This window comes from Nonomuraea antimicrobica (genome assembly GCF_039536965.1).
GTDB lineage: Bacteria > Actinomycetota > Actinomycetes > Streptosporangiales > Streptosporangiaceae > Nonomuraea > Nonomuraea antimicrobica.
In genome coordinates, this window is record NZ_BAAAZP010000040.1 from 1 (window position 1) to 13,232 (window position 13,232).

12 protein-coding genes are annotated in these 13,232 nt (G+C 70.6%); 5 read left to right on the forward strand and 7 right to left on the reverse strand.

The window, feature by feature from the left end:
• Positions 1 to 213: 213 nt before the first annotated feature.
• From ABD844_RS11635 to ABD844_RS11655, 5 genes are all read right to left on the reverse strand, one after another.
• On the reverse strand, positions 214 to 816 hold the full coding sequence (locus ABD844_RS11635; RefSeq protein ID WP_344875912.1) for a cell wall protein: 603 nt from the start codon (positions 814 to 816) through the stop codon (positions 214 to 216).
• Between the two features lie 12 nt (positions 817 to 828).
• Positions 829 to 1,278, reverse strand: coding sequence for an RlpA-like double-psi beta-barrel domain-containing protein (locus ABD844_RS11640; protein ID WP_344875914.1), 450 nt, complete (start codon positions 1,276 to 1,278; stop codon positions 829 to 831).
• Between the two features lie 198 nt (positions 1,279 to 1,476).
• The gene (locus ABD844_RS11645; protein WP_344875916.1) at positions 1,477 to 2,376 is read right to left on the reverse strand and encodes a class I SAM-dependent methyltransferase; all 900 of its coding nucleotides are present in this window, start codon (positions 2,374 to 2,376) and stop codon (positions 1,477 to 1,479) included.
• 75 nt (positions 2,377 to 2,451) lie between these two features.
• A complete protein-coding gene (locus tag ABD844_RS11650) occupies positions 2,452 to 3,603 on the reverse strand; it encodes an ArgE/DapE family deacylase (protein ID WP_344875918.1) in 1,152 nt (383 codons plus the stop codon).
• Between the two features lie 134 nt (positions 3,604 to 3,737).
• Complete coding sequence (locus tag ABD844_RS11655) at positions 3,738 to 4,886, reverse strand: trypsin-like serine peptidase (RefSeq protein ID WP_344875920.1); 1,149 nt, start codon at positions 4,884 to 4,886, stop codon at positions 3,738 to 3,740.
• Positions 4,887 to 5,231: 345 nt separating this feature from the next.
• On the opposite strand from ABD844_RS11655, the gene ABD844_RS11660 reads away from it, so the two are divergent.
• The 5 genes from ABD844_RS11660 to ABD844_RS11680 all read left to right on the forward strand — a co-directional run bounded on the left by ABD844_RS11660 (position 5,232) and on the right by ABD844_RS11680 (position 11,738).
• Complete coding sequence (locus ABD844_RS11660) at positions 5,232 to 6,146, forward strand: hypothetical protein (protein WP_344875922.1); 915 nt, start codon at positions 5,232 to 5,234, stop codon at positions 6,144 to 6,146.
• 532 nt (positions 6,147 to 6,678) lie between these two features.
• Positions 6,679 to 7,038: a hypothetical protein gene (locus tag ABD844_RS11665; RefSeq protein WP_344875924.1), complete on the forward strand. Its 360-nt coding sequence runs from the start codon at positions 6,679 to 6,681 to the stop codon at positions 7,036 to 7,038.
• 141 nt (positions 7,039 to 7,179) lie between these two features.
• Positions 7,180 to 8,406: a S1C family serine protease gene (locus tag ABD844_RS11670; RefSeq protein WP_344875926.1), complete on the forward strand. Its 1,227-nt coding sequence runs from the start codon at positions 7,180 to 7,182 to the stop codon at positions 8,404 to 8,406.
• A 320-nt stretch (positions 8,407 to 8,726) separates the two neighbouring features.
• Complete coding sequence (locus ABD844_RS11675) at positions 8,727 to 10,826, forward strand: PQQ-dependent sugar dehydrogenase (protein WP_344875928.1); 2,100 nt, start codon at positions 8,727 to 8,729, stop codon at positions 10,824 to 10,826.
• A 9-nt stretch (positions 10,827 to 10,835) separates the two neighbouring features.
• A complete protein-coding gene (locus tag ABD844_RS11680; protein ID WP_344875930.1) occupies positions 10,836 to 11,738 on the forward strand; it encodes a sugar phosphate isomerase/epimerase family protein in 903 nt (300 codons plus the stop codon).
• A 133-nt stretch (positions 11,739 to 11,871) separates the two neighbouring features.
• Here ABD844_RS11680 and ABD844_RS11685 read toward each other — a convergent pair whose 3' ends face one another.
• Both ABD844_RS11685 and ABD844_RS11690 read right to left on the reverse strand, forming a co-directional pair.
• Positions 11,872 to 12,537, reverse strand: a complete 666-nt coding sequence (locus ABD844_RS11685; protein ID WP_344876017.1) for a response regulator — start codon at positions 12,535 to 12,537, stop codon at positions 11,872 to 11,874.
• A partial coding sequence (locus tag ABD844_RS11690; protein ID WP_344875932.1) for a sensor histidine kinase occupies positions 12,534 to 13,232 on the reverse strand: 699 nt, incomplete at its 5' end. The genes ABD844_RS11685 and ABD844_RS11690, both read right to left, overlap by 4 nt.

Sequence of the window (13,232 nt, forward strand, 5' to 3'; positions counted from 1 at the left end):
GCGGGGACCGCGCGCGCCGGGCCGACCAGCCGGGCCAGGGCGGTGCGCCCGGCCAGTGCCCGCATTCTCCGGCTGAGCAGCTTCAGCAGTCCTGCCCAGAGGAGGAAGAGGGCGATCACGTACGGCTGCGACGCGGCGATCCCTTGCATGCACTGCCTCCTTGACTAGGTCCCGGGGTGGGGCCCCGGAAGGTGAGGTCCCCGGAGTGAGGGATCAGTGGGGAGAGAAGACCGTGGCGATGTCGACCTCGTTCGTGTCCGGTCGCCAGGCGCCGAGGATCTGCACGTGCTGGCTGACCTTCAGCATCGACAGGTCCGCGGTGGGCGGCGACTCGGAGTGCACGGCGACCGACTTGCCGGGTACGACGTGGCACAGCACCTCGTGCCCGTTGTGGTCGAGGTGGAGGGTCTGGCCGGTGATGTTCTTGATGTGGCCCTTGATGTTGACGATGTTGAGCCACACCGACTCGGCGGCGAGCAGGCCGTCGGGCATGCGCACGCCTCTGGCGTACAGGCCGTCACCGGGTTTGGCCTGGTCGAAGCCGACCGGTCCGAGCTTCCACAGGCTCGTGCCGTCCACGACCCTGATGGTGTGGAAGACCAGGTTCGAGCCCAGGACCAGCAGCGTGTTGTCCTTGATCGAGCGGATCCGGCCCTCGGCGAAGTCGGGGTCGGGCGCGCCGGGCTCGACCTTCTGCGCCTTCTGGCCGGCGGCGAAGGCCGCCTCGGGGCCGAGCGAGCCCAGCGCGGTCGCGGCGACGACACTCGCGCCACCGCCGAGCACGGCGGACCTGAGCACATCCCTTCTGCTGCGCATCGTTTCGCCCCCTCAGGCCGTCGAGATCTCCACCGGCCGCAGGCCGGAAGAGAGGCTGGCGATCTGGCTGTAGGCGGCGGGGGTGAGGTCGATCAGCCGGTTGCTGGCGCAGGTCGCGCCGCAGCAACTCCGCTCGCCGCAGAACAGGTCGGTCTGCGGGCCGCAGTCGGCGATGGCGGTGACGACGCTGCCGCCGCCGCACAACGACGTGATCTGGTGGCGGAAACCGCAGGTCCTGCGGGACAGGGAGACGCCGCAACTGTCCGGACGGGTGATCGCCCAGCAGGCGTCGGAGGTGTTGGGCCAGGCGTGCTGGAGGCTGCCGGAGTTGCAGGTGCCGCAGGCTCCCTTGCCGGTGCTGCTGCACGGGCCCCAGGCGGTGCCGCAGCAGAACCAGGAGACCTCTCCTGTGACGGGGCCGAGTAAGTCGGCGGGCGGGTCGGGGGACTTGCTTCGCGCCATGCGCGACCTCCTTGGGTGAGCTCGTTGACGATCTCAGCGAGGGGTTTGAAGCTTTCCGACTCGATCCAGAAGTACCATGTAAGGATTTTTCGTCAATGCCTGATTTGTGGGAATTGTGATCGTACCGATGGGTTCGATCCAGCGGCTCGTCCGGGCGTCCGCGCATGCCACCCGTCGGAGGTGTGGTGAAGGGGGGTGTCAGGCGGCCGGGAGTTGCAGGTGCCACACGACGATGACGGGCGAGCCGGCGATGGCGGCGTCGGCGGCCTCCGGGGCCAGGTCGGTCAGGACCCAGGGCCACACGTCCCACGGCCCCAGGACGCCGGGGCCGCGGGGCCGGGGCGGCGGCTGGGGGCGATCGGCGGCGGGTGTCCGGGGTTCTTCGCAGCGGCGCACCTGGAAGCCCGCCTTCAGCGCGGCGCGTACGTAGTCGCCGATCCGGTGGTGGTAGGTGGCCACGCGCCCGGGGCGGCCGTCGGGCAGGCGTACCGGGGGGACGACGCCCCGCGCCACGCCCTCCGGATGGATGTCCGAGATCACCACGCTCCCGCCCGGCCGCAGCACCCGCGCGAACTCGGCGAGCACCGGGTCGAGCGCGGGCACGTGCGTCAGGGCCAGGGCGCACACCACCAGGTCGGCGGTGGCGTCGGGCACCGGGAGGCGGGAGAGGTCGCCCCGCAGGAACTCCGCCTGTGGCACACGCGCCCGCGCCCGCGCCAGCATGTCGGGCGAGCCGTCGACCCCGATCACCTGGTGGCCGTCGCCGGACAGCAGGGCCGCGTAGCGCCCGGTGCCGCAGGCGGCGTCGAGCGCCATGCCCTTGGGCAGCCCGGCGACGATCTCCTTCACGATGGGCTCGTCGTAGTCGAACGTCGCGTTGGGCCCGTCGTACGTCTCCGACCAGATGCGATAGCCCTCGGCCGGGGCCAGCCGGACGACGTCGACGCCCGCCTCCGCCAGAGACGCGTCGTCGAGCAGGCGGCGCACCTCGGCCAGCCGGGCCTCGACGAACTCGCGCCCATGCTCACCGGTGAACGACCGCATCAGGGCCATGCCCTGCAGACCCAGCACGTAGGCCAGGGGATTCTCGTAGATCATCGTGAAAAGGCTAGTCATGCCCAGCGGCTGATCGCCATCGAGTTTCCGCCGGCCATCGGGTGCCCGGCGAGCGGGTCAGGCGCAGAACTCCGTGATCGTGGCGGCGAGGACGTCGGTGACCCGGTGCACGGAGGCGATGTCGGCCCATTCCGTGTCGGCGTGCGCGCCGCCCCCGTCGACGCCGAAGAGCAGGCACGGGATCCCGGCGCGGGCCAGCAGGGCGCAGTCGGTCCAGAAGGGCTCGGCGCGGATCACCGGCGGATGGCCGAGCGCCCGCTCGGCCTGGCGCAGCAGGATGCGGGCGATCGCGGAATCGGGATCGGCCTCGAAGGGCTCGCGGTGCAGCCCTTCGCGCAGCCGGTACGCGAACTCGGGGACGGTGCTGGCGAGCCGATCGAGGATCTCGATCAGCTCGGCCCGTACGGTCAGCGCCGTCTCGCCCGGCACCGTACGACGCTCGATCGTGATCCGGCACCGCGCCGGGTACGTCGAGGCGCCCTCCCCTCCCTCGATGAGCGAGGCGTGCACGATGCCCGGCCCCAGCAGCCGATGCCCGCCGGAGGCGGCGAGCCGGCGGCCGAGCTCCTCCAGCGCCACCAGGAAGTGACCGGCCTTGGCGATCGCGTCCACGCCGAGGTCGGGACGCGAGCCGTGCGCGGCCCGGCCCAGCACCTCCACCTCGAACCACGCGAATCCCTTGTGCGCGAGCGTCACCTCCAGCAGGCTCGGCTCGGTCACGACGGCCGCGTCCGCGGTGAACCTCTCCAGCACCTCCTCGGTGCCGAAGCTGGCGTGCTCCTCGTCGGCGACGCAGGCCAGGATGACGTCCCCGCGCAGCGGGCCGCCGACGGTCGTGGCGCGAACGGCCGCGGCCATCATGGCGGCGATGCCGCCCTTCATGTCGAAGGCGCCACGGCCGTAGATCTTCCCGTCGTGGATGCGCGGGGTGAGCGCGTCGCCGTCGTACGTGCCGTACGCGACGGTGTCGAGGTGCCCGTTGAGCATGAGCGAGCGCCCGCCGCCGGTGCCCCTGGCCACGGCCACCAGGGACGGCCGTCCGGGCCGCCGCTCCAGCTTGTGCCGCTCGAACCCGCGCTCGCCCAGCCACCGCGCGCAGAACCCGGCGACGGCCGACTCGCCCGCGCCGCCGGGGGAGAGGTCGGGGTTCACCGAGTCGATGGCGATGAGCTGTTCGAGCAGCGGCAGCGGATCGGCGGTGGGCGCCACGGCGGGCCTCCTGACGAGCGGGCCTCCCGACGAGCGGGCCTTTGCCGAGCGGACCTTTGACGAGCGGGCCTCTCGACGGGCGGGCCCTTTGACGAGCGGTCCCCGCCGTCATGCCCCACCGCCCCGGGCCGCTGTCAGAGCGCGTCGGCGTTCTGCGCGGCCTGGTAGACGGCCATCGCCTCGTCGCCGAAGAAGGGGCCGAACATGAAGTTCGGGGCGAAGTTGTAGGTGAAGCTGTTGACCGAGTTCAGCCAGCCCAGCCCGGTGGACTCGTCGAACCCGCGGAACCACGGGCCGCCGCTCGATCCGCCGGTCATGGCGCAGCGCAGCCCCTGGTCCTGCGTCATGACGGTGTCGTTGAACGCGCGTCCGCTGCAGTAGATCAGCTCCGATCCGTCGAACGGCTCGGCCGCCGGATACCCGAAGGCGTACATCTGCTGCTGCCTGGACTGGTTGAACGCCACTCCCTGCCCGCCCACGACGTCGGTCAGCGTACGGCCGTTCAGCGGTGCCACGACGACGGCGGCCAGGTCGAAGTTGATGTCCTCGCGGGCGTTCCACTGCTGGGTGGTGAGCATCCTGGTGGCCACCCACGTGCCGAACGGGCTGCGGCCGTCGTCGAAGGCCGGGACGAACACCCAGTTGCGGTGGGCCGCCCCGTTCAGCTTCACGCAGTGCCCTGCGGTGATCACGACGCTCTCGTTCGCGCTGGTCACGGCCGAGCCGGAGCACGAGGCGTTGCGGCCCTCGGCGGTGGTGAAGAAGACCCGCCCGGTGGTGCGGACGATCGCGCCGTCGTCCGTCCACTGCAGGCCCGGGCTGTTGGGCACCAGCGCCTGCCGCTGGACGGTGGCGGGCCCAGAAACAGGCCCAGTGATGGGCACAGTGAGAGGCCCAGAAACAGGCCCAGTGACGGGCAGGGCTGCGGGCGTGGTGCCTGACACGGCCCATGAGGTGCCGGTGCCGCGGGTGGTCCGCGGCGTTTGGCGGGTGGTCGTGTCGGAGGAGCCGCGGGTGGCCCACGGGCTGCCCTCGGACGGCTCGCTCGACTGGGTGCGGCGCTGGGGCGCGGGGGCCGACAGCGGTCGCGCGGCGAGCAGGCGTCCCGTGGTCCAGTACTGCGAGACGGTCCTGCGTTCCGACCACGAATCCGCGGCGTTCCACCGGACGGGCCTGGGGTCGAGCCCCTCCGTGCCGGTGCCTGCCTGCGCTGTGCCCCCGGGGACCAGGGCGCCCGCCAGGGCGAGCGCGATGGCGGGGAACAGGGCGACTCTGCGGTGCATTTGCGTACCTCCAGAAACCCGGAATCTGCCGTAGGGAGGTACGTACGGATCGGTTCATCCTCCTCAATGCCCGCACAATCGGATATAGGTTAATTACCTGGCGAACACGAATGGATACTCAGCGTCACGCCAGTCGGCCGACTATGCCGACGCATGCGCATATTCGCTCTTTGCCAAATGGCGGACCGGTATTGACGCTCTTTCACCGCTTCTTTCCCGGTGCGGGAAATTCGACTTCGGCGTGGCGTTGTCATCTGGCTCGCGGCAACTGTAAGCATCGAACCGGTCTGGCGAACATGGGTCGCATTCCGAAGGGAACGGGAAATGCTCACCCCAATGAGAAAGATGGCAAGGCCCGCAATGCGCGGCCTGCTCGCGGTGACGCTCGTGGTCACGATGAACCCGCCGGTGAGCGCGGACGACCCAGTCAGGGACACACTTCGCAGATTCCGTGGCATTCACAGCGACCGCGGCTTCCGCAGCACCCGCCTCGACGAGAACGGCGGCCGTAACTGCAGACCACGTACGTTCTTCCGGATCCACGAGCTGTCGCCGCGGAACTTCTTCCTGCCCCGCACCCGCTACATCGACGGCCCCGGCGGCTCGATGACGGTGTCGGTCACGCGGGAGCACGAGGTGCTCGCCTTCCTCGAAGCCGAGAACGAGAAGCAGAAAGAGCTCGGAAAGACCTTCGAACCGCGCGAGCCGAGCACCGCCCCGGCGGACACGGCTGCGGCCGAGGCCGAGGCAGAGGCGGAAGGTGAGGCAGAGGGCGAGGCAGAGGCCGAGGCGGAGACCAACGAGCAGGCGGAGCCCTCCGCGAGCCCGAAGCCTTCCGCAGGCCCGAAGCCCTCCGCGACTCCGAAGCCCTCAGCGACTCCGGAGCCTTCCGCAAGCCCGGAGCCTTCCGCGAGCCCGGAGCCCTCCGCGAGCCCGGAGCCGGCGAACCGCGCCCTGACCCTCACCACGAAGACGGTGGTCGAGAGGCTGCGCCGGCTCGGGCTGCCGCACCTCGAAGAACGGCACATGGTCTTCAGCGGCCACGAGTACACCAGGGAAATCACCGACGGCCGGTACGGCAACATGTGGTACCGGGTGTTCGGATACCGCATCGGCTGGTCGGCCTGGTCGGTGCTCGGCACGTGCAACCACCGCAAGGTCGCCGCCGGCATCGCCAACGTGCCCGCCCGGGTGGAGGGCTGGCGCTACTGGGAGACCAAGCACCCGATGTTCAGGCGTCGCCTGCTGTCGCTGAAGTAGTGAGAAATCCCAGGTCGGATGGGTTTCGCGGCGAGTCCGTGGGTAGGTTGGGGTGAGCCCGGCAGTGTCCGGCCGCGCAGCAGACCGGCGCGCCGCACCCCACGGATTCACGAGGGGGGACACCATGGCGATTCAGCGATATCTGGGATTCGGGTTCTTCCGTGTGCCCATGCCCACTATTCCGGATCCCGGAAACGGACAGGACACCTACGGGCGCGCACGCCGGCGTAGGAGGCGTCGTCGTGGGTGAGGTGCCGAGCCGTAGGGGGATGTGAGGGGTGACCCTCGCATCCCGGCCGCCGACCCAATTGCTGAAGCCGTGGAAAACGCTATAAAACGCGGTAAATAGTGAAATTTCCCCTAAAAGAGTGTGTCGGGCAACCTGCTCAAAGCCGGCGGCCTCGCCACCGCACCCCGGGACCCGTCGTCGTACGAGGCGTACCGAGGCTCATCCATGGACCTGACCGGCTGCTCGGGTTAACGTCAGATCGTTTCGCCTGCTAACTCGGATCCCACCTGCCGGGAGTACATCGTGAGAGTCAAGTCGGTCGCCCGTGTCGTCGTCCTGAGCCTTTTAGCACCTCTGGCGCTGCTCGCCACCGCCGCCACACCCGCCCAGGCCGTGCCGGTGTGCGCGCCCGAGGAACGGGTGTGCGCGAACGTCGAGGGCGGCAGATTCGTTTTCACCGTCAAGCCCCCGCCCACCACGCTCACGTTCAGCGCCACCGTGAACGGCGCCCCCGCCGCCGGCAGCCTCACCTACCAGATGATGCCCGGCTACCTCCTTGGCTGGTTCAACCCGGCTGTCCCATTGGTCGCCGGTGACGTCATCTGCCTGACCTTCTACGCGAACGGGTTGCCGCCGGGGCCGTACTGCGAGACCGCGCCGTAGATTTTTTTCGCCGGTCGGGATCATGCGCTGCCAGCGGTGATAAGGCCGGTGTCAGGGCCCGGCGGGCGCGGTGATCAGCGGCTTAGTCGGTGTTTACGCACCATGGATCACGCTCGTGTCATCGGGACACAAGGAGATGACATGGACGCGAACGAGCCGAACGAGCCTCGTACCGATGGTTGGAGCCAGTTCGGCGACAAGCCGCCCTCGGCCGGAGGGTTCACCCGGCCGAGCCCGTCGCTCCCGCCACCGCCCCCGCCGGCGCGCAGGACCGCGTTCACGCTGACCCGCAAGGCGGTCGCGGGGCTCTCGGTGGCCGCCGTGGCGGCACTCACGGTGGCAGCGCTGGGCGGTGGCGCGATGGGCGCGTACCTGACCGCGGAGAGCCGTCCGGCGGTGGCGGCGACGGTGAGCAACCCGAGCCCGGTGTTCCGTACGGCGGCCGATCAGTACACGGTCGCGCAGGTGGCGGCGACGGTGCAGCCGTCCGTGGTGATGATCCAGGGCCAGACGAGCGAGGGCTCGGGCGTGGTGTTGTCGGCGGACGGGCTGATCCTGACCAACAACCACGTCGTGTCCGGTCAGACCGGCGGGCTGACGGTGAAGTTCAACGACGGCAAGACGGCCAAGGCCAACGTGATCGGCACGGACCCGACCACCGACCTGGCCGTGATCAAGGCCGAGGGTGTCTCGGGGCTGGCCAAGGTGACGCTCGGCGACAGCGACCAGCTCAAGGTGGGCGACGACGTCCTGGCGATCGGCAGCCCACTGGGCCTGGACGGCACGGTGACCTCGGGCATCATCAGCGCGCTCGACCGTACGGTGACGGCCGGGGGTGGCCCGCAGGAGGGCCAGTTCCCGCCGGGCTGGGGCGGGCGGGAGCAGTCGCAGGCGGCCGAGACGACCACGCTGGGCGGCATGATCCAGACGGACGCGGCGATCAACCCGGGCAACTCCGGCGGCGCGCTCGTGAACGCCGCCGGCGAACTGGTCGGCATCAACAGCGCGGTCGCGGCCGACGGGGTCAACCTGGGCTTCGCGATCCCCGTGAACACCGCCAAGCACGTCTCCGAGCAGCTCATCAGCAAGGGCACGGTGAGCCACGTCTACCTGGGCGTGAGCGTCGCCGACGCCACCGGCGACGTGCTCGGCGCGCTGGTGCGCGAGGTGACCCCGGGCAGCCCCGCCGAGAAGGCCGGGCTGAAGCAGGGCGACCTGATCACCAAGATCGGCGACACGGTGGTCGAGAGCGGCGAGACGGTCGTCGGGCAGGTCCGCGGCTACAAGGTCGGGCAGCAGGTCGAGGTCACCTACCAGCGTGACGGCGAGCAGAGCACGGTGACCGTGACCATGGAGGAGAAGAAGTAGCCACCGCCCCGTAAGGAGGGCCGTCGCCCCCTGTCCGCGAACCGCGGGCAGGGGGCGATCTTCGTTCTGGCGCACTCCATCCGATCGCGCTGCATCCGATCGCACCCCGCCCGATCGCACCCCGCCCGATCGCGCTCCATCCGATCGCGCTCCATCGCCAGGCGTGTCCGATCGCACGGGGTCCCGCCGCACTTAGTCCGATCGCGCGCGAAAGATGCGCGAAAAGACGCGATTGCCCTCTCGTCGATCGGCGTAACTCGGGTTACATTCACGTTACTTTGCCCTCTCTTATCCCCCCGAGTAGACAGAAGGAGAGAGGCATGAGAGCAAGAACCGTGATCGCGGCCCTGACTGCCGCGGCGATCCTCATGCCCATGGGCGCCGCGCAGGCCGGGACCACCGGTACGGCGGCACCACCACCCGACGACCAGTTCCAGAAGGTGACACTCAACGACCATCCGGGCGAGCCGATGGACCTCGCGGTGTTACCGGATTCGAGAGTCCTGCACACCACCCGGCGCGGCGAGATCTGGTTACACGACCCGAAGACCGGCCTCAACACGCTGGCCGCCGACGTCGACGTCTACCAGCACGACGAGGAGGGACTCCAGAGCATCGCCCTCAGCCCCGGCTTCGGCAGGGGCTCCACGAAGGACGACTGGGTCTACCTCTACTACTCCCCACCGCTCGACACCCCGGTCGACGACCCGGCCACGCCGGACGTCAACGAGGGCGACGCCCCTCTGACCGGCACGCCCCAGGACTTCGCCCCGTTCAAGGGGCTGATCCGGTTGTCCAGGTATCGCCTCACCGGCAGCACCATCGACCTGCGCACCGAGCAGCGCATCCTCGACGTGCCGGTGGACCGGGGCATCTGCTGCCACGTCGGCGGCGACATCGTCTTCGACGCGGCGGGCAACCTCTACCTGTCCACCGGCGACGACACGAACCCGTTCGCCTCCGACGGCTTCACCCCGATCGACGAGCGGGCCGACCGCAACCCGGCGTACGACGCCCAGCGCAGCTCCGGCAACACCAACGACCTGCGCGGCAAGATCCTGCGCATCAACGTCCGCGACAACGGCTCCTACACGATCCCCAAGGGCAACCTGTTCCGGCCGGGCACGGCGGGCACGCGGCCGGAGATCTACGCGATGGGCCTGCGCAACCCGTTCAGGATCGAGCTGAACCGCGAGAGCGGCGAGTTGTACGTCGCCGACTACTCGCCCGACGAGCAGCAGGCCGACCCCCTGCGTGGCCCGGCGGGGCACGGCAAGTGGACGGTCGTGCGCAGGGCCGGCAACTACGGCTGGCCGTACTGCTCGACGGCGCGGCTGCCGTACGTGGACTACGACTTCGGGACGGGCGCGTCCGGGGCCGCGTTCGACTGCGCGGCGCCGGTGAACGAGTCGCCGCACAACACGGGCCTGCGTGAGCTGCCTCCGGTGGTGCAGCCCGGCGTCTGGTACTCGTACGGCACCTCGCCGGAGTTCCCCGCTCTGGGCACCGGCGGCATCGGGCCGATGGCGGGACCGGCGTACGACTTCGACCCGAGCGACACCCGCGGCAGCGCCGCCGTGGGCTGGCCGAAGTACTACGACGGGGTCCCGCTCTTCTACGAGTGGACCCGCGACTACGTCAAGGCGTTCCACCGCGACGGACGGATCGAGGGCGTGCTGCCGTCGTTCGCCTTCGACAACCCGATGGACATGGAGTTCGGCCCCGACGGCGCGCTCTACGTCCTGGAGTACGGCGACGGCTACTTCCGCGAGAACCCGGACGCCCAGCTCGCCAGGATCGACTACATCGGCAACACGGGCAACCACTCGCCGATCCCGAAGGCCACGGCGTCGGCGACGAACGGCCTCGCGCCGCTCACCGTTGACTTCATCAGCACGGGAACGAACGACCCCGACGGCGACAGGCTCAGCTACGCCTGGGACTTCGACGCCGACGGCAGGGTGGACGCGCGTGGCGCGGCGGGGTCGTACACGTTCACCGAGAACGGCATCTACCAGGCCACGCTCCGGGTCACCGACCCCAGCGGCAGGTCCGCGGCCACCTCGGTACGGATCGTGGTCGGCAACTCCGCCCCGGTCGTCGAGCTGGTCCGGCCCGTGGCAGGCCAGGGGTTCACCTTCGGCGACGTGGTCGAGTTCGAGGTACGGGTCACCGACGACCAGCCGGTGAACTGCGCCAACGTGACCGTCGACTACGTACTCGGCCACGACGAGCACGGCCACCCGCAGACCACGGCCCGCGGCTGCACGGGCTCCATCCAGACCACAGAACCGAGCGGGCACGACCCGGAGACCGACGAGCTGACCGGCGTCTTCGTGGCCACCTACACCGACCCTGGCACCGGCGGGCTGCCCCCGCTGACCAGCAGCGACCAGGTCGTTCTCGAGCCCACGAGTTAGGAGACCCCCATGTGTTACGGCTACGGCCCCAGCAGGCGTTCCCTGCTCGCCGCGGGCCTCGGGCTCGGGGCGGCGGCTCTCGCCGGAGCGGCCGCCGCGTCCCCCGCCGCCGCGGCGACGCCCCACCACGGCGGCAGGCAGCGGGTGCCTCCCGGCCAGATCAGCGTCCAGCTCTGGACGGTCCGCGACGACCTCGCCCAGAACTACGACAGCACCCTCGCCTACCTGGCCGAGATCGGCTACCCGAAGGTGGAGCTGGCGCTCGGCTACTTCGGCAGGACGGCGCGGCAACTGCGCGAGTTCCTCGACGGGCTCGGCCTGCACGCCAGCTCCAGCCACGACGGCATCAGCCCCGACGACGCCGCGCTGAACACGAAGATCGAGAACGCGCTGGCCCTCGGCCAGTCCTACATCGTGGTGCCCTACCTGCAGTCCGCCAGCCTGGACGAGTGGAAGGGCTGGGCCGAGCGCATGAACGTGGAGGCGCGCGCCGCCCGTTCGGCCGGGCTGCGGTACGGCTACCACAACCACGCCCACGAGTTCACGACCGACCTCGGCGGCGGCGTCACGCCCTGGGACGTGCTCACCCGCGAGCTGGACCCGCGCCTGGTCCACCTGGAGATCGACATCTACTGGGCGGTCACCGGCGGCGTCGGGCGCGGCGCCAAGGATCCCGTGAAGTTCGCGATCGACGTCATCCGCAGGGCGCCCCAGCGCGTGCTGCAGTACCACGTCAAGGACCGGCACCTGGACGGCGACATGGCCGACCTCGGCACCGGGACGATCGACTTCCGCCGGGTCTTCGAGGCGCACCGGGTGAAGGAGTACATCGTGGAGAACGACACCCCGGACGTCACGCCCCGGCAGACGTCCGACGTCGGCTACCGCTACCTGCACAAGCTCCGGTTCTAGCCGGGACGGCGCGGGCACGCCACGGCGTCGGGCCAGGGTCCGGCACGACACCGTGGCGTCCCGTGGTCGCCCCGTCGCGTCCTCAGCGGAGATCAGCGGAGATCAGCGGGCACCAGTGGGGATGAGCGGGGGATCAGCGGGACGCCTCGCCCGGTTGCACGATGCCGCTCTCGTAGGCGAGGTGCACGAGCTGGGCCCGGTCGCGGGCGTCCAGCTTGGTCAGCAGGCGGCTGACGTACGTGCGGGTGGTGGACGGGCTCAGGAACAGCCGGCCGGAGATCTCGTCGTTGGACCGCCCGGCCGCGATCTCGACCAGTAACTCCTGCTCGCGGTCGGTGAGCCGGTCGAGCAGCCGCCGGTCCACGGGGCGCGGCTCGCGGGCGACGGCCGCCAGCACGCGCCTGGTCACCGCGGGCGACAGCAGCGCCTCGCCCCCGGCCACGGTCCGTACGGCGGCCCGCAGGTCGTCGGGCGCCGTGTTCTTCAGCAGGAACCCCGACGCGCCCGCCCGGATGGCGTCGAAGAGGTGCTCGTCGGTGTCGAACGTGGTCAGCACCACTACCCGGACAGAACGCAGCCGTTCGTCGGCCACGATGCGCCGGGTCGCCTCGATGCCGTCCACCCCGGGCATGCGGATGTCCATGAGCACGACGTCGGGCCGTTCCTTGAGCGTCAGCTCGTACCCGGACCGGCCCTCGGCGGCCTCCCCGGCGACGGTGATGTCCTCGGCGCGCTCCAGCAGCGCTCGCAGCCCGGCCCGCATCAGCTCCTGGTCGTCGACCAGCGCGACCCGGATCACCGCGCGACCTGCCGGGCCGACGGCGTCAGCGGCAGCCACGCCTCGACCAGGAAGCCGCCGCCCGGCTCCGAGCTGACCGTCAGGTGGCCGCCGAGCAGCGCGGTCCGCTCACGCATCCCGTCCAGGCCCCGGCCGGTCCGCTCGGCCCGCAGGTCGGCTCCGTGGCCGTCGTCGGCGACGCTGATGCCGAGCCGGTCGTCCTGGTAGCGCAGCCGCACCTCGGCCCGGGACGCGCGGGCGTGCCGCAGGCAGTTCGTCAGCGACTCCTGCACGATCCGGCAGGCCGTGGCGTCCACGACCATGGGCAGCGGCACGGGGTCGCCCTCCGTGGACAGCTCCACCGCCAGCCCGCTGGCGGTGGTCGTCGCCACGAGCGTGTCGAGGTGGTTCAGGCTGGCGGTGGGCGCGCGGCCGTCGCCGTTGCCCTCGTCCCTGAGCAGGCCGAGCGTGTGGTGCAGCTCGCGGTTGGCGTTGTCGCCCGCGCGGCGGATCACGCCCAGCGCGGCGCGGGCCGCGGCCGGGTCGTCGTCGAGTGCCTCACCGGCGACGTCGGCCTGAACCGAGATCACCGCGATGGTGTGGCCGAGCACGTCGTGCAGGTCGCGGGCGATGCGCAGGCGTTCCTCCTCCACCCGCAGCCGCGCCTCGCGGGCGCGTTCCGCCGCCGCCCGCTCGGCCGCGCGCCGCTGCTCGGC